The organism is Aeromonas sp. Marseille-Q7275, assembly GCF_965119515.1.
The window spans coordinates 35984-53877 of sequence record NZ_CBCPLW010000007.1 but is presented as its reverse complement, the minus strand read 5'-3'; the positions used below and the strand labels follow the sequence as shown (position 1 = coordinate 53877).

General features: G+C 65.8%; 19 protein-coding genes. 1 reads left to right on the top strand and 18 read right to left on the bottom strand.

Going from position 1 to position 17894, the window contains the following annotated elements; genetic code table 11:
- Nucleotides 1–346: 346 nt before the first annotated feature.
- The 4 genes from folA to ACWPWQ_RS08545 form a co-directional block, all read right to left on the bottom strand.
- On the bottom strand, nt 347–838 hold the full coding sequence (folA, locus tag ACWPWQ_RS08560; RefSeq protein WP_454009561.1) for a type 3 dihydrofolate reductase: 492 nt from the start codon (nt 836–838) through the stop codon (nt 347–349).
- 24 nt (nt 839–862) lie between these two features.
- Nucleotides 863–1330, bottom strand: coding sequence for a threonine/serine exporter family protein (locus ACWPWQ_RS08555; protein ID WP_139437249.1), 468 nt, complete (start codon nt 1328–1330; stop codon nt 863–865).
- Between the two features lie 115 nt (nt 1331–1445).
- The gene (locus tag ACWPWQ_RS08550; RefSeq protein ID WP_139437247.1) at nt 1446–2258 is read right to left on the bottom strand and encodes a threonine/serine exporter family protein; all 813 of its coding nucleotides are present in this window, start codon (nt 2256–2258) and stop codon (nt 1446–1448) included.
- Nucleotides 2259–2479: 221 nt separating this feature from the next.
- Nucleotides 2480–2818, bottom strand: a complete 339-nt coding sequence (locus tag ACWPWQ_RS08545; protein ID WP_454009560.1) for a DUF3135 domain-containing protein — start codon at nt 2816–2818, stop codon at nt 2480–2482.
- A gap of 403 nt (nt 2819–3221) precedes the next feature.
- On the opposite strand from ACWPWQ_RS08545, the gene mog reads away from it, so the two are divergent.
- Nucleotides 3222–3752: a molybdopterin adenylyltransferase gene (gene mog, locus ACWPWQ_RS08540; protein WP_202046569.1), complete on the top strand. Its 531-nt coding sequence runs from the start codon at nt 3222–3224 to the stop codon at nt 3750–3752.
- Nucleotides 3753–3808: 56 nt separating this feature from the next.
- On the opposite strand, the gene ACWPWQ_RS08535 is transcribed toward mog, so the two are convergent.
- The 14 genes from ACWPWQ_RS08535 to ACWPWQ_RS08470 form a co-directional block, all read right to left on the bottom strand.
- Entirely contained in the window at nt 3809–4213 is a 405-nt protein-coding gene (locus ACWPWQ_RS08535; protein WP_454009559.1) for a DUF2541 family protein, read from the bottom strand.
- A 102-nt stretch (nt 4214–4315) separates the two neighbouring features.
- The gene (locus ACWPWQ_RS08530) at nt 4316–5542 is read right to left on the bottom strand and encodes a beta-ketoacyl-ACP synthase (protein WP_139746094.1); all 1227 of its coding nucleotides are present in this window, start codon (nt 5540–5542) and stop codon (nt 4316–4318) included.
- A complete protein-coding gene (locus ACWPWQ_RS08525; RefSeq protein ID WP_404837891.1) occupies nt 5539–6264 on the bottom strand; it encodes a 3-ketoacyl-ACP reductase FabG2 in 726 nt (241 codons plus the stop codon). Before ACWPWQ_RS08525 ends, ACWPWQ_RS08530 begins: the two co-directional genes overlap by 4 nt.
- Nucleotides 6261–6734, bottom strand: coding sequence for an ApeP family dehydratase (locus ACWPWQ_RS08520; RefSeq protein WP_139746096.1), 474 nt, complete (start codon nt 6732–6734; stop codon nt 6261–6263). The genes ACWPWQ_RS08525 and ACWPWQ_RS08520 overlap by 4 nt, the downstream gene beginning before the upstream one ends.
- Nucleotides 6727–7911 carry a beta-ketoacyl-[acyl-carrier-protein] synthase family protein gene (locus ACWPWQ_RS08515; RefSeq protein ID WP_454009558.1) on the bottom strand — a complete coding sequence of 395 codons (1185 nt, stop codon included), beginning with the start codon at nt 7909–7911 and terminating at the stop codon, nt 6727–6729. The genes ACWPWQ_RS08520 and ACWPWQ_RS08515 overlap by 8 nt, the downstream gene beginning before the upstream one ends.
- Nucleotides 7908–8465: a DUF3261 domain-containing protein gene (locus tag ACWPWQ_RS08510; protein WP_454009557.1), complete on the bottom strand. Its 558-nt coding sequence runs from the start codon at nt 8463–8465 to the stop codon at nt 7908–7910. Before ACWPWQ_RS08510 ends, ACWPWQ_RS08515 begins: the two co-directional genes overlap by 4 nt.
- The gene (locus ACWPWQ_RS08505; RefSeq protein ID WP_454009556.1) at nt 8462–10810 is read right to left on the bottom strand and encodes an MMPL family transporter; all 2349 of its coding nucleotides are present in this window, start codon (nt 10808–10810) and stop codon (nt 8462–8464) included. The genes ACWPWQ_RS08510 and ACWPWQ_RS08505 overlap by 4 nt, the downstream gene beginning before the upstream one ends.
- 50 nt (nt 10811–10860) lie before the next feature.
- Complete coding sequence (locus tag ACWPWQ_RS08500; RefSeq protein WP_454009607.1) at nt 10861–11451, bottom strand: outer membrane lipoprotein carrier protein LolA; 591 nt, start codon at nt 11449–11451, stop codon at nt 10861–10863.
- 20 nt (nt 11452–11471) lie between these two features.
- Entirely contained in the window at nt 11472–11897 is a 426-nt protein-coding gene (locus ACWPWQ_RS08495) for an acyl-CoA thioesterase (protein ID WP_139746100.1), read from the bottom strand.
- A 425-nt stretch (nt 11898–12322) separates the two neighbouring features.
- The gene (locus ACWPWQ_RS08490) at nt 12323–13891 is read right to left on the bottom strand and encodes an HAL/PAL/TAL family ammonia-lyase (protein WP_454009555.1); all 1569 of its coding nucleotides are present in this window, start codon (nt 13889–13891) and stop codon (nt 12323–12325) included.
- Nucleotides 13878–15581, bottom strand: a complete 1704-nt coding sequence (locus ACWPWQ_RS08485) for a glycosyltransferase family 2 protein (RefSeq protein ID WP_454009554.1) — start codon at nt 15579–15581, stop codon at nt 13878–13880. Before ACWPWQ_RS08485 ends, ACWPWQ_RS08490 begins: the two co-directional genes overlap by 14 nt.
- Nucleotides 15578–15949 carry an ApeI family dehydratase gene (locus ACWPWQ_RS08480; RefSeq protein WP_404837883.1) on the bottom strand — a complete coding sequence of 124 codons (372 nt, stop codon included), beginning with the start codon at nt 15947–15949 and terminating at the stop codon, nt 15578–15580. The genes ACWPWQ_RS08485 and ACWPWQ_RS08480 overlap by 4 nt, the downstream gene beginning before the upstream one ends.
- Complete coding sequence (locus ACWPWQ_RS08475) at nt 15933–17303, bottom strand: AMP-binding protein (RefSeq protein WP_454009553.1); 1371 nt, start codon at nt 17301–17303, stop codon at nt 15933–15935. Before ACWPWQ_RS08475 ends, ACWPWQ_RS08480 begins: the two co-directional genes overlap by 17 nt.
- A complete protein-coding gene (locus ACWPWQ_RS08470; protein WP_454009552.1) occupies nt 17300–17887 on the bottom strand; it encodes a hypothetical protein in 588 nt (195 codons plus the stop codon). The genes ACWPWQ_RS08475 and ACWPWQ_RS08470 overlap by 4 nt, the downstream gene beginning before the upstream one ends.
- Nucleotides 17888–17894: the final 7 nt, after the last annotated feature.

Genomic DNA, 17894 nt, shown 5'->3' with positions numbered 1-17894 from the left:
GACGAGCCAAGTCATAAGCATATGATTTTTATCACTTATTTAAAGCAACAAAATTCAACAGATGACCGAAAAAGATCGGAAAAATATGAATAAACTGCATAAAGAGTCCACACCCCATCCATTTCATGAGTAAAATCAAGCGCGTGAGAGGCATAAATCAGGGCGGCTCCCGGACAGAGGATCCCTCCATTGGTACTCATGAAATAATTACAGAGCTAACTATATTTAATCCCTGTGCAGGGGAGGATTCAGGAGAGGGTTGAGCGGAGCAGGACCGATGCGGGGCGCGGCGGCAAGGTCGCAAAAAAAGCCCCTCGCTGTGGAGGGGCCTTGCCGACGGGAGGGATTAGCGTCGCCGCCAGGTTTCGAAGCAGTAAGGATGAGGGTTCTTCTCGTCGGGCTGATGGGGATCGCTCTCGGTGCGCACCCAGTCACTCTCGTCGAAGGCGGGGAAGCGGGTGTCCCCTGCCACCGCCAGATCGATCCGGGTCAGATAGAGGCAATCCGCCTTGGGCAGCAGCTGTTCATAAAGATAGCCGCCCCCGATGACCATCAGCTCCTCGACACCCTCCCCCTGCAGACGGGTCAAGGCCACGTCCACCGAAGAGACCATCTCCACCCCATCCGCTTGATAATCAAGATTGCGACTGATCACCAGGTTGCGCCGCCCGGGCAGCGGGCGACCTATGGACTCGAAGGTCTTGCGCCCCATCAGCACCGGCTTGCCGAGGGTCACCCGCTTGAAGTGGGCCAGATCGGCGGGCAGATGCCAGGGCATCTGGTTGTCCAGGCCAATCACGCGATCGTGCGCCATGGCGGCAATCATGGAAATGTGCATGGGTTCAGCCTCTTGCAGCCTGTCTCAGACAATGGGCCGGTTACGGTACACGACCAGGGAGGGGATCGCCAAACCGAAACTGAGGGCCCCCACGATAAAGAGCACCTTAAGGCCGTTGGTCACAGCGTGGTGGATAAGCTCTGTGGTCACCCCCGAGATGTTGAGCTCCACCACGGCGATCATGGTCTTGAACGCATAGGCACCCGGGATCATGGGGATGATGGAGGCGACGCTGAACACGGGACGCGGTGCCAGCAGGCGCTTCGACCAGTAGACGCAGACAAAGCCCACCGTGGTGGACGCCGCCAGGGTGGCCCACTCGATGGGCATGCCGTAGTGAATGAGCAGGGTGCGCAGGCTGTGGGCCAGGGCGCCCCCCATGGCGCAATACTTCAGCATCCTCGGCGGCACGTTGAACAACATGGCGAAGCCGACCGCCGGCATGGCAGACCAGAACGCATCCCTGGCCAGCAGCAAGAGCAGTTCCATCATGGCTGCGTCCCTCCCGCCAAGGCGACCGGGCAAGGCACCGGCCCAGGGTTCAAGCTCGCGGCACAGAGGCGAAGCCCCATTGTCCCGCTCCGGGAGCGGGTAGTGTCATTGCATCTCATATGGAGTTCCACCACAGCTTCCAGCCCCAGATCCCGGTGACCGACATGGCCAGCACTATGCCGATGACGGCGCTGATGGTGAGCAGGGTCGCCATGCCCCAGCGGGCCAGCCCCAGGTTGAAGTAGCCCTTCACCATGTCGGAGACCGCGTTGATGAGCGGGAAACCCGGCACCAGCAGCAAGACGCTGGCCGCCATGGCGAGGTAGGGCTGGTCTCCCCACTGGAAGTAGGTGGCGCAGGAGGCGATCAGGGTGGCGACGAAGCCGGTCGCGGCGAAGTTGATGAGCGGGCTGTGGTGATGGCGAGCCATCAGCTGGCGCACTCGCATCGCCACCGAAGAGGCGACGAAGGTCACCAGGAAGATGGGCCAGTCGCCGCCGAACAGCACGCTGAAGGCGCCACAGGAGAGCCCCACCATGGGCACCACCAGCCAGGGGTGATAATGGAACGGCACTATGCCGTCGAGCCGCTGGCGCACCTCCCGCACACCGATCAGCTCCTTCTCCGCCAGGATGCAGATGCGCTGGACTTCGCACACCACCTGCATGTTGATCCCCTGATCCCGCACCCGGCGGGTGGTGGTGACGCAACTCCCCTGATAGAGGCTGGTGAGCACTATGGCGCTGGCGGAGATAGCCATCTCGACGCTCTCCAGCCCCAGCGCCAACCCGAGCCGGACCGTGGTCTGCTCTATGATGCGCCCCTCGGCACCATGCTGGGCCAGCAACTGGCCCACCTTGACGATGATCCGGGTGATCTCTGTCTGTTGCTCCCGCGACAGCACCCTTCTTGGTGTGATACTTCTCATAATCCCTTAGAGTCGTAGCAAGATGAATTGTGCCGAGATATTACCCCAAGCGTTATATTCCTTCATCCATATCTGTGGATTTAGCGGGCCGTCATGGAATTAAATGAGTGCGCGATGAGGGTTTGCAGCAAATAAAAAACAAACCACCCTATTTATTAACATCGGGTGGTTTGCGCCGAAGGAAATATTGAAAATAACGGTACAGGATGGCGGCCAATAAATTATTTCATCCTCGGATGATCCGCCAGCACTATCACATTGTCTGGCGGCTGACTCTCTTCGACTTGCGTCAGTGACTCCTCCTGCAGGTGAAGCATGTGACGGCGCATGGCATAGACGGAGTCGTGCATCATGTTGGCAATCCGGATGCAGCTGTCGAGGTTGTTCTTGGCCAGGCGACGCTGGCAATCGATGCGAAACTGCAGGCCCCGCAGCCGCCGCTGCTGATCCGGCCCCACCTGGGCGATCAGCGCCTCTATCTGCTGGTGCAGCAAGGCATCGAGCCGCTCCGGCTCGGCCAGGGCCCAGTGTTTGAGCGTATCAAAATCTGGCAGCTCCATATCCCCTCCTGGCCAGACTCCCCGCACATCTCGGTACGACCACGCCCGGCACATCATTTCGCCGTCCACAGGAAGGTTATATAAGATGGTGGGGATTTTGGGTCAGTCGACTTCGAGCCACAGGAGTCCGTTTTTTCACCCAGCAGGCAAATATTGGGCGAGAGGAAAGATTTATTCTTTAGGATTCATGAAATTATCGTGATGTCGCATGCGTCACTTTTTTTATAAATTTTAAAGGCTTTTATGGATCTTCTTATTCCCTATTCATCGATAGCGAATAAATCTGCTTTTCGTTCGACTCTCAATTTAAGCCTTTCCATCTCGTACCCGAGCCGGTGGTTTAACATATCTCACTGATTATGTTATTTTATTTACCACTTTTTCCAATGACCAAGGGTTGAGCATGAGCAAGGCAAGAATCGGTATCGTCACCGTCAGCGATCGCGCCAGCGCGGGCATCTATGAAGATCTCTCCGGCAAGGCCATCATCGACACCCTGAACGCCTATCTGACCTCGGAGTGGGAGCCCGTCTATCAGGTGATCCCGGACGAGCAGGATCAGATCGAGGCGACCCTGGTTCGACTGGCGGATGAGGAGTCATGCTGCCTCATCGTCACCACGGGCGGCACAGGGCCGGCCAGGCGGGATGTGACGCCGGAAGCCACCGAAGCCGTGTGCGATCGCATGATGCCGGGCTTTGGCGAGCTGATGCGGGCCGAATCCCTCAAGTTCGTGCCCACCGCCATTTTGTCACGCCAGACCGCCGGCCTGCGCGGCAGCTCCCTCATCGTCAACCTGCCAGGCAAGCCCAAGTCCATCCGCGAGTGCCTGGATGCGGTCTTCCCCGCCATTCCCTACTGCATCGACCTGATGGACGGCCCCTATCTCGAGTGCGACGAAGCCGTCATCAAGCCGTTCAGACCCAAGAAATAAGGCATTCCCCAGGAAATGACGGTGGCCGGGTCTCCCCGGCCACCGTCATTTCCGCCCTATTTGCGGCCGTACACCTTGACCCCCGCCTTGCTCCCTTCCGAATTGCCATAGACCTCGATCCGCTTGATGCAGATCCGGCTGCCGAGGGACTTCCAGCCCGACTCCTGATCCTCTTTCAGGCCCTTGTCAAAGTGCAGCGTCTTGCTGCGATCATTGCCGTAGATCACCTTGACCCTGTCCAGGGTCAGCTCCCGCCCCGCCTTGACCATGATGGACCTGGCCGGTCGGCAAACGATGATAGGAATAATGGCTGGGTGGTCGCCTACCCCCAGCAGTAGGGTGTTACCCAGCCGAAATTCATCGTCGGCCATGGCCGGCGAGGCCGGGATCCAGAGCAGCGTGGATAGCAGACATGCGGCCAAACCGCAGCGAAAAGAGGGTGAAACAGATAAAACGGGCATGATGCCTCCCTGAAAAGGGAGGCATCTTAATTAATCAAAGCTAAACCCAGGCTGTACTGGCACTGAACCCAAGCTGCACCCTGGCTGAACGGGGCGGCCCCGTCAGGACCAGCGCTTGAAGATGAGGGAGGTGTTGATGCCGCCGAACGCGAAGTTGTTGGACATCAGGTACTCCACGTCCAGCATGCGGCCACTGCCCATCACGTGATCCAGCGGGGCACAGGCGGGATCCGGTTCGGTCAGGTTGATGGTGGGGGCAAACCAGCCCTCCCGCATCATCTCAAGGGCCAGCCAGGCCTCGATGGCGCCGCAGGCCCCCAGGGTGTGACCGAAGTAGCTCTTGAGAGACGAGATGGGGGTATGGTCGCCGAAGATGGCGGCGGTGGCATGGCTCTCCGCGATGTCGCCGCGCTCGGTGGCGGTGCCATGGGCACTGATGTAACCGATGTCGGCGGGCTGGAGCCCCGCCTGGGCCAGCGCCATCTCCATGCAGAGCTTGATGGTCTCCTGCTGGGGCTGGGTCACGTGAGCAGCGTCGCAGTTGGTGGCAAAGCCCACCAGCTCGGCGAGGATGGTCGCACCGCGCGCCTGCGCATGCTCCAGCTCCTCCAGCACCAGGGTGCCCGCCCCCTCGCCTATCACCAGACCGTCCCGCTGCCGGTCGAACGGTCGTGGCGCCAGCTCCGGGTGGTCGTTCATCTGGCTGGTGGCAAACAGGGTGTCGAACACCACGGCCTCCGACGGGCAGAGCTCCTCCGCCCCGCCAGCCACCATCAGGGTCTGGTAGCCATGCTTGATCGCCTCATAGGCATAGCCGATGCCCTGGCTGCCGGAGGTACAGGCGCTGGAGGTGGGGATGACCCGTCCGCGCAGGCCGAAGAACAGCCCGGTATTGACCGCCGCCGTGTGGGGCATCATCTGCACATAGGTGGTGGCCGTGATACTGGCGGTGCTCTTGTCGTTGAGCATGGTCCCGAAGGCGCGGATGGGATCCGTGCTGCCGATGGAGGAGCCGTAGGCGATGCCGGTACGCCCGTCGGTGAGCACCGGGTTGTCCAGCAGCCCCGCCTGCGCCAGTGCCAGCTCGGTGGCGACGGTGGCAAGCGCCGAGACCCGCCCCATGGCGCGGGTCTTCTTGCGCGGGTAGTGTGCCGGCAGCGCGAAGTCGGGGATGGGGGCCGCCAGCCGGGTGTTGAGACCGTCGTAGATGGCCCACTCCGGCATGCTGACCACCGCATTGCGCCCCGCCTGCAATCTGGCACGCACACTCGGCCAGTCCTGCCCGAAGGCCGTTACCCCGGCCATGCCGGTGACGACTACCCGTTTCATACCATGCCCCCGTTGATGGAGATGACCTGCCGCGTGACATACCCTGCGATGTCGGACATCAGGTAGGAGACCAGGCCGGCCACCTCGTCCGCCTGCCCCATCCGCTTGAGGGGGATGATCTTCATCGCCTCCGCCTGCACCTCCTCGTCCACCATGCCGGTGTCGATGAGACCGGGGGCCACACAGTTGACCGTGATCTTGCGCTTGGCAAGCTCCAGCGCCAGCGCCTTGGTGGCCCCCATGATGCCCGCCTTGGCGGCGCTGTAGTTGACCTGCCCACGGTTGCCCATCAGGCCTGATACCGAGGAGATGGTCACTATGCGTCCGCCACGACGCAGGCCGATCATCGGCATGATGCAGGGCTTGAGCAGGTTGTAGAAGCCGTCCAGATTGGTGTGCAGCACCCCGTCCCACTCCTCGTCGGTGAGGGCGGGGAAGGCGCCGTCGCGGATGATGCCGGCGTTGCAGACCACGCCGTAATAGGCGCCGTGTTCGGCCATGTCGGCTTCCAGCCGCTCGCGGCAGCCCTGGCGATCGGCGATGTCGAACTGGAGCAGGCGCCCCTGCCCCCCGGCCGCCTGCAGGCTCGCCAGGGTAGCCTCGCCACCGGCGCGGTCGCCATGGTAGTGCACCACGACGAGAAAACCGTCGGCGGCCAGCTTGAGGGCGATGGCGCGGCCTATCCCCTTGCTGGCGCCCGTGACCAATACGGTAGAGATCATGAAACGTCCTTCGCTAACAAATCGGATAATTCGCCGGGTGCGGGCTGATAGGTCGAGAGGCGCGCGGTGGCGCACTCCTGCCCAGCTTGCAGGATCCGGCATTCGAAACTGGCCATGCCGCCGTCTTGCAACAGGCAGCTGGCCTCTATGGTGAGCAGGGCCCCCGCCGCGAAGCGGGTGGGCTGGCAGCGGTACTTGCGGGTGCCGAGCAGCATGCCGATGCGCACCGGCTCGCCGCGCAGCCGCCCCTGCATGCCAGCCCAGGCGGCGATGGTCTGGGCCATCAACTCGATGCCGACCCAGGCCGGCAGGTTGCCCTCGCCATCCAGCAGCAGGGCATGGCGGGCACCGATGCGGGTCTCGCAGCACACCTGCTGGGCGTCCACCGCGCAGAGCCGGTCCAGCAGCAGCATGGGGGCCCGATGGGGCAGCAAGGTCTCGATGGCGGGCAGTGACGATGGGTCATTCATGGCATGTGCTCCCGAACAGCAGGCTGACATTGTTGCCACCGAAGGCAAAGGAGTTGGAGAGTACCCGGGGCGCCGCCAGGTGCGTGGTACCGCTCACCAGCCGGATGGGGGCCAGCGCCGGATCCTGTGTCGTCACTCGCTGGGGGGGCAGTGGCAAGGAGCGCTCCAGCAGCAGACAGGCGAGCGCCGCCTCGATGGCCCCCGCCGCCCCCAGGGTGTGCCCGGTGAGCACCTTGGTGGAGCTGCAGGGCACGCTGTCGCCAAACAGGCGGTGGACCGCCTGGCTCTCCATGGCGTCGTTGAGCCGGGTAGCGGTGCCGTGCAGGTTGACGTACCCCACCTGCTCAGGCGTCAGGCCAGCCTGGGCCAGCGCCATCTGCATGGCTGCCTCGGCTCCCACCCCCTCTGGATGAGGCGCCGAGATGTGCCAGGCATCGGACGACTCCCCCGCTCCCAGCAGCGCCAGCGGCGCAGGCGTGCGGCTCAGCAGAAACAGCGCGGCGCCCTCGCCGATGTTGATCCCCTGGCGCGCCTCATCAAACGGCTGGCAACGCGCACAGCTGAGGGACTCCAGGCTGTCAAAGCCGTTGAGGGTCAGTCCGCACAGGCTGTCGGCGCCACCGACCAGCACCGCATCCGCCAGCCCGGCCGCCAGCAGCCGCTGGCCGCTGATGAAGGCGCGCGCGCTGGAGGAGCAGGCGGTGGAGAGAGTGTAGGCAGGCCCAGAGATGTCGAGATAACGGGCCAGAAATTCGGACGGGGAACCCAGCTCCTGCTGGCGATAGTCAAAGGCGGGCGGCACGGCCTCCCCGCGCCGGGCGGCGGCGACCGCCAGCTCGGCCTCGCCGATCCCGGCGGTGCTGGTGCCAAGCACCAGCCCCACCCGCGCGCGGCCAAACGCCGCCAGCGCCTGGTCCAGTGCGGGGCGGATCTGGGCCAGGGCCGCCAGCAGCAGGCGATTGTTGCGCGAGGCATAGGGGGCCAACGCCGCCGGTATCTCGGGCAGCGCGCCTTCGACCCGCCCCACCGGGGTCTGGCGGCCATTCAGCAACGTCTGGTGGTGGTGGGTGAGCGGCGTAATCCCCTCTGCCTGCCAGGCCAGCAGCGCCTCGGCGCTGGCATCGCGCCCCGTCCCCAGTGCCGAGACGAGGCCATAGGCGGCGATATAACAGCTCATTGGCTCAGGGTCTCCAGTTGCAGGCGGTAGTGGAATACATGTTGCTGCAGGCCGACCGGCTCGCGCACGCCGTCGACGTCGCGGTAGCGGATCTCGGTGACCAGGGTGCCATCGGGGGCGCGCAGCCGGCGCGTCAGCCCTTCGTCCCGCAGCGTCCAGCCCGGCGGCAGCTGCGGCTGCCAGCTGGCCAGCGGCCAGTAACAGAGCATCACGTCCGCCAGCACCTGGGTCACTGGCGGCATGCCGGTGGTGAGCAGCGGGCTGAGCTGTTCGGTCGCGATACCCAGCTGGTCATAGCGCACCCGGAACAGCCGTACTCCGCTCGGGGTCAGCCCCACCAGGGTCAGCTGGTGGCCGTCAGCCTCCAGCACCGTCATCAACTGGTGGCTGCTCTCCCCCACGCTGGCGGTCAGCAACTGCTGGCGATAGAAGGGGGTGGCCAGCACGGGGGCCGGCAGCGTCATGACGTTGCCCTTGTCGAGATAGGCGGTGGGGGTCGGCTGGCTGCTGCAACCGGTCAGCAGCAGGACAAACAAGACAAACAGCGTTCTCATGATGGTGTTGACTCCCGACTCTCCGGCACCGGCAACTGCGGTCGTACCCGGTCCAGCACCAGGGGCGAGAGCAGGAAGGCAGTAAAGATACCGCCGCTCAGCACCAGGCCAAAGCCTGCGATGGCGGGGGTGTGACTCAGCGCCAGCAGACCGAAGGCCAGCTGGGTGGTGAGGTTGGCCAGCAGGATGGCGAGCAGGGTGGAACTCTGGCGCGCCGCCTCGCTGCCGCTGTGGGCAAAGAAGAGGCCATAGTCGATGCCGATCCCGAAGATGAGGCTGAGCGCCAGCACCCCGAACAGGGTGAGCGGCTGGCCGCAGGCGGCGAGCAGCGCCAGCCCCATGCCCAGCGCAATCAGGTTGACCAGCAGCACCCGGGCGGCCCGCGCCGCCCCCATCCGCCGCCACAGCAGCAGGGCCACCAGCGCGATGGCCAGCGACAGCAGCTCCGCCAGCTTGATCCGGTAGTGGGCGAACAGCTGGCTCCACTCGCTGCGCTGATCCTGCCAGTAGACCCCCTGCTCGGCCGCCGCCAGCGCCGTCAGTGCCCCTTCGTCTGCCACCCCCACCAACGGCACCCAGATGGCGACGCGGCCATCCGCCAGGGCGTGCCACAACAGGCGGCTCCCCTCGCTGACCGGGCTGGCCAGCCAGGCGGCCGGGGTCAGCCAGCTGGGCTCGCGAACGGGCACCTGCAGCGGCAGACCGACCGCCTTGAGCCGGCTCACCACTTCGGGTAGCAGGGCCCGGATGGCGGCGGCATCCTCCTGCTGGCGCGCCAGCGAGGGCAGCCAGCGGGCAAGGGAGACAAACTCCTGCAGCGCACCGCGCGCCTTCAGCGCGGCCAGCCGGCCATCGAGCCGCTCCAGCCGCTGCAGCGCCTGCTCGCCGTCCGCTCCCGTCACCAGCAGGCCCTGCATGCCCCCCTGCTGGCCGGTGAGGGCCTGGATCCGCTGCTCCTGCCCCTGCAGCGCCACCGGTAAGGGTTGCAGCCGGCGGATGTCGTCATCCACCTGCAACCGGCTGATGCCGAGGGCCGCCAGCAGCAGACAGCAGAGCGGCAGCCCGACGCGCACCAACGAGCGCTGTTGCCAGGCCAGCAGCCAGCCCTGCAGCCAGCGCTGACCCCAAAGCGGACTGGTCGGCAGGGGACCGGCCCAGCGTGGGAACAGGCAGAGCACAGTGATGAAGGCGCTGAACAACCCCGCCAGGGCGCACACCGCCAACTGCTGCAACCCGGGGAAGGGGGCGAACCAGAGCAGGCCATAGCCGATCAGGGTGGTCAGCACCGCCAGCGACAGGCTGGGCAGCAACTTCAGCCGGGTCTGGTGCGGCGTCTCGTCGCCGCCGTGCAGCCGCCGTTCGCACAAAAAATGGATGGCGTAGTCGATGGCGATGCCGATGAGACTGCTGCTGATCACCAGGGTGAAGACATGGATCTCGCCAAACAGGATGAGCACGGTACCGAGCCCCCACATCAGCCCCACACCGATGGGCAGCAGGGAGAGCAGCAGCGCCCGGGTGGAGCGGAACACGCCCCAGATCAGCAGGATGACCCCGACCATGGAACCCAGCCCTATGGTGGAGATGTCCTGCTGAGCCAGGTTGCTGGCATGCTGGCTGTAGAAGAGGGTGCCCCGGCGCAGCAGTTCGGCACCGGGATAGGCCTCGACAAGGCCTTGCTCGGCTCCGGCCAGGGCGCTCAGCAGCGCCTGGTTGCGCTGGATGTCGAAGGCGGAGCGATCCAGCTCGGCCCGGACCATATACCAGTCGCGCCCCGCCTTGTCCCGGCTCACCAGCCAGCCCTCTTTGAGCTGCATGGCGCCACCGGCCTCCGCCAGCACCCCGGCCCGGGTCAAGAGCAGGGGATCGCTTTGCCACTCGGCGCGGGAGACACCGCCAAAGGGCGAATAGATCTGGCCGAGCACCCATTGGCTCCACCCTTCCGCCCCCCCGGCCAGCCGCGCACGGCTCACCGGGTCCAGCCGCTGCCAGGCCAGCCCATGCAGATAGGCCTGCCAGGCGGGGGCCAGCTCGGGCTGCTCCCCCTTGATGTGGGACAAGGCGGATTGCTTGCCGAGCTGCTCCGCCCAGAATGCGGCGGCGGCCCGCCCATCCTGACCGGCAGGCAGGCTCAGCATCCAGACCAGCTGGCGGTCGAGCTGCTGCAACAGGCCCTGCTGCAGGGCCGGATCCAGATCGCTGCGGGATGCGTGGGGCAGCAGGTCCATCAGACTGGTGTTGATGCGGCTGTGGGGCAGCTGCCAGGCCAGCACCGCCGCCAGCAGCAGGCAGAGCCAAATCCAGAGGGTACCGAGCCGGCGCCAGGTGGCTTCAGCGTGCAGCAAGGTCGGCTCTCCTTGTTCCAACGGGGGCGACATCACGGCGCGAGGTGGCACTAGTGGGCAGCAAAGCGGGCCTGCTCCTCAGGGGTCAATGGCAGGCTGCGCTCGCGCCAGCCGCTGAAGCGGATGCGGGTGCTGTCACCCTGCCGATCGGCGATGAGCAGCTGATCCAGCTGCCCCAGCCCGCTCAGGGTCAGGCTGGCAAACACCTTGTCGAGCGGCGCCTGGCTGGGCACCAGCACCAGTTGCCAGCCCGCCTCCGAGCTGTGAAAGTCGATGCGGAAGTAGCGGCCAAGGGTCGCCTCGTCCGAGCCGAACAGTGCCAGCAGCATCTGGCTGAACTCGAGCAGCTGGGGGTTGTCGATGACGGTGGCGGGCTGGTCCGCCACCTGCTGTACCATGCGCGTCGGTGTCAGGGTGAGTGTCAGCGGAAAGGGCTTCTGCTGCTGCCACCAGAGGCCTAGGTCGCGCACCAGCAAGAGCTCGCCGGAGGCCCTGAGGGGCTGGCTCAACCCCGCCACCTGCTTCTCCTGCTCGAAATGGGCCTCCCTCGCCGGGCTCAGGGTCAGCAACTGCTGCACCTGGTCACGGGTCAGGGGGGCAGCCTGCAGCGGCCACGCCAGCAGCAGGGCCAATCCGACCATCAACCGGTTCAGAAAAGGAGTCACTCGCTCACCCCCAGCTTGTCCAGCAGCACCCTGGGCGAGGCCAGGCACATCTCGCCACTCGCCTTGTTCACCGCCACCTGGATGCTGTAACCCTTGCTGGTACGCGCACCGCTCTGCGCATCGAACAGCTCGTACTCGATCTTCAGCCGGTTCTGGTATTCGCACAGCCGCGCCTCGACCCGCACCTTCTGGCCAAAGCGCAGGGGCGCCATGTACTTGAGCCGCAGATCGATGATGGGCCAGAGGTAGCCGGACTCATCCATCTGCGGATAGTTGTAATCGATCTGCTCGAGCAAGGCACAGCGGGCCAGCTCGATGTAACGCACGTAGTGGCCATGCCAGGCGACCGCCATCATGTCCACATCGTGGAACGGGATCTCCACCTCGATGCTGTGGCTGATCATCCAGGGTTCATGCTGCATGGGATTTCTCCATCGGGCCCTGCCAGACATCCACTGCCATCATGCCCGCATCGTGAAAGAGGATCTCCCCCTCGATGCTGTGGCTGATCATCCAGAGTTCATGCTGCATGGGATTTCTCCATCGGGCCCTGCCAGACATCCACTGCCATCATGCCCACATCGTGGAACGGGATCTCCACCTCGATGCTGTGGCTGATCATCCAGGGTTCATGCTGCATGGGATTTCTCCATCGGGCCCTGCCAGATATCCACTGCCATCATGCCCGCGTCGTGAAAGAGGATCTCCACCTCGATGCTGTGGCTGATCATCCAGAGTTCATGCTGCATGGGATTTCTCCATCGGGCCCTGCCAGACATCCACTGCCATCATGCCCGCGTCGTGAGAGAGGGTCTCCCCCTCGATGCTGTGGCTGATCATCCAGGGTTCAGCTGACATGTTTCGGTTCTCCGTAAAGCTGATAGTGTCGCTCCTGCAACCGGGCGATCAAGGCCCTGAGCTCCAGCTCCAGCGCCCTGTCCTCCACCAGGGGCGGGTGATCCGCCCTCACCGCCAAGACCGTCTCGCGCAGGGGCTGGCTCAGGGTCTCCAGGCCCTGTTGCCGGGCGCCCAGGCGCAGCTCTACCCCCTGCACTGCCGCCAGCAGGCAGGCGGCCCCCACCTGCTCGCTCAGGGTCAGCACCCGCAGCGCATCCCGCGCCGCTATGGTGCCCATGCTCACCTTGTCCTGGTTATGACACTCGGTGGAACGGGAGAAGACACTGGCGGGCATGGTCAGCTTGAGGGCCTCGGCGGTCCAGGCCGAGACGCCGATCTGCACCGCCTTGAAGCCGTGGTTGATCATGCAGCGCTCGCCGCTGGCACCGGAGAGGTTGCTCGGCAGGCCGCCGTTGAACTTGGTGTCCACCAGCTGGGCCAGCTGGCGATCCAGCAGGTCGGCCAGGTTGGCGACGGCCGCCTTCATGCTGTCCATGGCCATGGCGATGTGACCGCCGTAGAAGTGGCCGCCGTGCATCACGTGCTCCCCCTCCCCGTCGATCAGCGGGTTGTCGTTGGCGCTGTTGAGCTCGTTCTCGATGAGCTGGCGCCACCAGGGCAGGCTGTCGGCCACCACGCCGATGACGTGGGGGGCACAGCGCAGAGAGTATCTGTCCTGCAGCCGGTCGCTGTGACGCGGCAACTCGCCCGCCACCAGATCCGCCCTCAGCCAGGCCGCGATCCCCTGCATGCCGGGGTGGGGTTTGGCCGCAAACAGCCGCTCGTCGAAGTGGAAGGCGTTGCCCCCCATGGCGACGCTCACCAGGGCGGTGATCCGGGTCGCCAGCCGCATCAGGTAGTCGGTGCGGGCATAGGCGAGGCAGGCCAGCGCCGTCATCACCGAGGTGCCGTTCATCAGCGCCAGCCCCTCTTTCGGCCGCAGGGTCAGGGGGGTGACCCCCAGCTCCCGATAGACCTCGGCGGCGGGGCGCAGCACACCATCATGATGGAGCTCGCGCTCCCCCACCAGCACGGCGGCGACGTAGGAGAGCGGGGTCAGATCGCCGCTGGCACCGACGGAGCCCTCTTCGGGAATACGCGGCACCAGATCCTGCTCCAGCAGCCAGCAGAGGCGCTCGAGCAGGGCCGGGCTGACCCCGGAGACCCCCTGCGCCAGGGAGCAGAGCCGGGTGGCGAGCACGGCGCGGCCGGCATCGAGCGCGAGATCCGCCCCCAGCCCGCAGCCGTGAAAACGGGTCAGGTGCAGCGGCAGCTCGGCCACCAGCTCGGTCGGCACCGGCCGGGTCACCGAGTCGCCGTAGCCGGTGGTCACCCCGTAGATGACCCCCTCTTCGGCCAGCAGCCGGTCGAGGAAGTCGGCGCCCCGCTGGATGCGGGCCATGAAGGCGGGATCCGGGTTCAATGCCGGGCGGGCACGACGCTCTGCCAGCGCCACCACATCTTCGATGGTCAGCGGCGCGGCGCCGAAGGTGACCCTTCTCATCTCACTCTTGTTCATCGGTCAGCTGCCAGAAATCAAAAAAGTTGAACCAGTCCAGGGGGGCCCGCAGACAGTGATGCTGCAGGCGATCGGCATAGGCCTGTACCCGGGACGCGAGTATCTCTTGGCGCCCCTGCCGCGGCAGGGGCTGGCCATCGGAGAAGGGCTCGAAATGCACCCGAAAACGCCCCTGCTCCTTGAGGCCGAACATCAGATAGACCGGGCAGCCCAGCACGCTGCTGAGCACGAAGGGGCCGAGCGGAAACGGCGCCGGGGCGCCGAGAAAGTCGGCCCAGATCACCCGCTTCTCCCGGGTTACCGAGGTGCGATCGCCGACGATCACCACCCATTCCCCCCGCTCCAGCTTCTCCTTGAGCAGGATGGCGGTGTCGGCCCCCAGTTCCTGCACCTGGATGAGGTTGAGCCGCGAATCCGGGTTGATCTGCTTGAGCAGGGCGTTGAAGCGGGCCGCGTGGCGGGTGAACACCAGCGCATTGATGCGCAGCCCCTGCTTGCGGCTGCCCAGGGCACGACACAGCTCCAGATCCCCGAGGTGGGAACCCAGCAGCAGGACGCCCTGACCGCTGTTGATGGCCGCCTGGTAGTGCTCCGCTCCCACCAGCTCGACCTCTTGCTCCGTGATGTCGCCACGCCAGCCCGCCAGCTTGTCGAGCGCCGCCTCCCCAAAGCGCAGGAAGTGGCGAAAGCTAGATCTCGGCTCGGCGGGCAGCGCCACACCCTGCGCGCTGGCGAAGCGCTCGAGCCGGGCCAGATAGGCCTGGGATGCCTGGCGCTGGGCACGGCCGGTCAGCCAGAAGTAACCGATGACCGGGTAGAGCAGCAGGGAAAACCCGCGCCGCCCCAGCAGGCGGTAGCTGGCCAGCATGATCTGCATACCGAGCAGCGATCCCCGCTCCGGGGTGCGCGACCAGTGGGTCCGGCGCTCGCGCCAGATCCGGGTTAACCGGGCGCCCAGGTGGCCCGGCCAGCGCAGGAGGCGCAGCAGCAGATCCCACAGCAGGCGGCACACCAGCCGGGTGTGCATCCAGGAGATGTCGAGGTTGTCGCGCCAGAGCCGGAAGTGGGAACTGCCGTCGGCGGGATAGATGACCCGGGTCGGCACGAAACGCACCGCCACCCCGGCCCAATGGAGGCGCACCATCACCTCGGTGTCGAAATCCATCCGCCTGCCGAGGGCCACCTGCTCCAGCAGCGCGCAAGTCGGCGTCAGCGGGTAGACCCGAAAGCCGCACATGCTGTCCTTGATGGCGAACGACAGCGTCTCGATCCAGACCCAGACATGGGTGATGTAGCGGCCGTAGAGGCGCCCCCTGGGCACGGAATCATCGTAGAGCGGGCGGCCGGAGACAAGCGCCTCGGGGTGCTGACGCGCCTCCGCCAGCAGGGTCGGCAGATCCGCCAGATCGTGCTGGCCGTCGGCATCCACCTGCAGGGCATGGCTGAAACCGAGCTCATGGGCGCGGCGCAGCCCCGTCATCACGGCGCCGCCCTTGCCCTGGTTGTGGGGGTGGCGCAGCAGGGTAACCCAGGGGTGCTGGGCGGCCAGCGCATCCAGTGCGGCGGCGGCCACGGGCTCGCTGCCATCGTCGATCAGCAGGCAGGGCAGCTGGTACTCGGCGAGCCTTGCCAGCACGGCGGCCAGCGGGCCGGCATGGTTGTAACAGGGGATAAGAATGCAGGGCGTCATGGGATCAGCCGCACCCGTCCGCTGCTCGCCGGCTCGTCTCCCAGCATGTAGCTGAAGAGGAGCTGGCCCTTGTCCGCCTGCCACTGCAGGCGCAGGCTGCACTCTGCCCCGGGGCGCAGCGGGCGCTGGAACTTGAGCTGATCCACCCCGTGAAACGGCTGTGTCAGCTTGAGCAGGTTGACGGCGTAGTGCATCACCCAGTGGATCTGGGTCACCCCGGGCAGCAGGGGCGCGCCGGGAAAGTGGCCCGCAAACCAAGGCAGCGCGGGATCGAGCCGCAGCCTCAGGCGCACGCCATCGGCCAGCACCTCGCAACCCAGTTCGGTCGGTAGCGTCTCCTGTGGCAGATTGTCAGCGGATGGGCTCATCGAACAGCTCCTTGAGTTGTGGCCAGGGGCGTTTGCCCTGGGCGTTGACGGGCATCTGCTCGACCCGGCGCACGCTGCGCGGCAGGGCGACCGGCTCGAGCCAGGGGCGCAGCTGCTGGCGCAGGGCCAGCAGGAAGCGTCCCTGGCCGAGTTCGTCCCAGCGGGCGGCCCCCGCCTCGCTCAGCACCAGCACGGCGCCGAGGATCTGGCGCTGGCCCTGCAGCAGGGGCAGCACGGCGGCCGATTCCACCTCCACCAGGGCCTGCAGGCGCGTCTCCACCTCGTCGAGGGAGATGCGCTTCTCCTCCAGCTTGATCACCCTGTCCTGGCGACCCAGCAGCGCGAACCCGTCACCCAGCAGGGCGATGCGATCGGCGCAGGTCAGCCAGTCGTCCTCTGCCAAAAAGGGGGAGCGCAGCAGCAGACTCTGATCCGGGCCGACCCGTACCTCGACCCCGGGCAAGGGGGTCCAGGGGGTCTGTGCCTGGTGGCGCTGGCGCCAGCCGATGCCGCCGGTCTCGCTGCTGCCGAAGATCTCCACCGGCAGCTGGCCGAGCAGGGCCCGGGTCTGATGGGCATCCTCGACTTGCAGGGGGCCGCCGGAGGAGACGATCAGCCGGCAGCCGGCGGCGGGAATGGCCGGATCGAGCCTGCTCAGAAACGCAGGTGAGGCGATCAGGCACCAGGGGGCCGTTTGCAGCGCCAGCTGCTCCGGGTAGTCGATGGAGCGGCGATCGAACGGACGGCCGAGGCAGAGCGGCAACAGAATGCGAAACAGCAGGCCGTAGATGTGCTGGTGACTGACGCTGGCCAGCACCCGGGTGCCCGCCAGCCGCTCGCCCCACAGCGCCATCTGCACCCGCAACTCCGCCTCCAGCTGGGGCCAGGCCTTGGGGATTGCCTTGGGCTCGCCGGTGGAGCCTGAGCTGAACAGGGTGAGATCGAGGCGCTCGGGCGGCAGGGCCGCGCCGTCTGCCTCCGGTTTGTCATCCGCCGCCAGCAGCGGCAGCCTGAGTTGAGGCACGGCAAGTGCCGTGCCCGGCAGCTCGCCGTCGGTGAGCAGGCCGTCAAACTGGCTCTGCAACGCCTGCAGGCCGGCCAGCCGCTGATGGCCCGGCAGGATCGCCTGATAGCCACCGAGGGCGCAGGCGAGCAGCGCCTGGGCAAACAGTAGGCTGTCATCGAAACAGAGTGCCCAGCGCGCACCCGGCTGGCCAGCACCGGCGTGGCTGGCCATGGCCCGGGCCAGTTGCAGGCTGCCGCGGCGCAGCTCGGCCAGGGTGACCTCCCCTTCGGGGCCGAAGGCCACCACCAGTTCGCCATCACGGTGCCAGAGGGTCTGCAGCAGCGTCATGGGGTCAACCTCTTCATTACTCGCCTACGCACCAGATATTCCCCGCCCATCAGGCAGCCCATCAGGACATAGCTGATGAGACCGTTGTAGAGGCTCCAGAGCGCCAGATCCCCGTGCCAGATGGTGGCGGCCGCCAGGGTGCCGTTGATCACGAAGAAGCCGCACCAGACCTGGGTCACCCGCCGGGTGTAACCGATGGCCGCCGCCGGCAAATCGGGATCCTGCAGCCGGGCCAGCCGCTCCACCAGGCTCATGTTTCGGGTCAGGCTCCAGCCAAACAGGCAGAGCAGGGAGAGGCTCACCGCCAATGGGTAGTAGAGCAGCCAGTGCCGGGCGCTGAACAGGGCGGACAGCAGGGTCAACCCCAGCCCGATGCAGGCCAGCAGGCGGCCCAGCCAGAGCCACTCCGGCAGCGGGCCTAGCCGGGACCGCCCCTTGAGCAGGCCAGGCAGCAGCCGCAGCGAGAAGATGAGCAGCAGAGCGAGCAGCAGCGGAGTCTGACCGGCGTGGGTCAGCCCCCAGTAGACTGCCAGCGGGTAGAGCAGCAGGGCCCCACCGGCCAGCCAGGAGATCCAGCGCGTCATGATTTGG

What these genes read in the sequence shown, in the direction of transcription:
- ACWPWQ_RS08480 (WP_404837883.1), bottom strand. Translation starts at nt 15,949, where the DNA reads ATGAGCCCATCCGCTGACAATCTGCCACAGGAGACGCTACCGACCGAA.
- ACWPWQ_RS08500 (WP_454009607.1), bottom strand. Translation starts at nt 11,451, where the DNA reads ATGGTCGGATTGGCCCTGCTGCTGGCGTGGCCGCTGCAGGCTGCCCCC.
- ACWPWQ_RS08495 (WP_139746100.1), bottom strand. Translation starts at nt 11,897, where the DNA reads ATGCAGCATGAACCCTGGATGATCAGCCACAGCATCGAGGTGGAGATC.
- ACWPWQ_RS08475 (WP_454009553.1), bottom strand. Translation starts at nt 17,303, where the DNA reads ATGACGCTGCTGCAGACCCTCTGGCACCGTGATGGCGAACTGGTGGTG.
- folA (WP_454009561.1), bottom strand. Translation starts at nt 838, where the DNA reads ATGCACATTTCCATGATTGCCGCCATGGCGCACGATCGCGTGATTGGC.
- ACWPWQ_RS08485 (WP_454009554.1), bottom strand. Translation starts at nt 15,581, where the DNA reads ATGACGCCCTGCATTCTTATCCCCTGTTACAACCATGCCGGCCCGCTG.
- ACWPWQ_RS08530 (WP_139746094.1), bottom strand. Translation starts at nt 5,542, where the DNA reads ATGAAACGGGTAGTCGTCACCGGCATGGCCGGGGTAACGGCCTTCGGG.
- ACWPWQ_RS08520 (WP_139746096.1), bottom strand. Translation starts at nt 6,734, where the DNA reads ATGAATGACCCATCGTCACTGCCCGCCATCGAGACCTTGCTGCCCCAT.
- ACWPWQ_RS08535 (WP_454009559.1), bottom strand. Translation starts at nt 4,213, where the DNA reads ATGCCCGTTTTATCTGTTTCACCCTCTTTTCGCTGCGGTTTGGCCGCA.
- ACWPWQ_RS08555 (WP_139437249.1), bottom strand. Translation starts at nt 1,330, where the DNA reads ATGATGGAACTGCTCTTGCTGCTGGCCAGGGATGCGTTCTGGTCTGCC.
- ACWPWQ_RS08510 (WP_454009557.1), bottom strand. Translation starts at nt 8,465, where the DNA reads ATGAGAACGCTGTTTGTCTTGTTTGTCCTGCTGCTGACCGGTTGCAGC.
- ACWPWQ_RS08470 (WP_454009552.1), bottom strand. Translation starts at nt 17,887, where the DNA reads ATGACGCGCTGGATCTCCTGGCTGGCCGGTGGGGCCCTGCTGCTCTAC.
- ACWPWQ_RS08550 (WP_139437247.1), bottom strand. Translation starts at nt 2,258, where the DNA reads ATGAGAAGTATCACACCAAGAAGGGTGCTGTCGCGGGAGCAACAGACA.
- mog (WP_202046569.1), top strand. Translation starts at nt 3,222, where the DNA reads ATGAGCAAGGCAAGAATCGGTATCGTCACCGTCAGCGATCGCGCCAGC.
- ACWPWQ_RS08490 (WP_454009555.1), bottom strand. Translation starts at nt 13,891, where the DNA reads ATGAACAAGAGTGAGATGAGAAGGGTCACCTTCGGCGCCGCGCCGCTG.
- ACWPWQ_RS08525 (WP_404837891.1), bottom strand. Translation starts at nt 6,264, where the DNA reads ATGATCTCTACCGTATTGGTCACGGGCGCCAGCAAGGGGATAGGCCGC.
- ACWPWQ_RS08545 (WP_454009560.1), bottom strand. Translation starts at nt 2,818, where the DNA reads ATGGAGCTGCCAGATTTTGATACGCTCAAACACTGGGCCCTGGCCGAG.
- ACWPWQ_RS08515 (WP_454009558.1), bottom strand. Translation starts at nt 7,911, where the DNA reads ATGAGCTGTTATATCGCCGCCTATGGCCTCGTCTCGGCACTGGGGACG.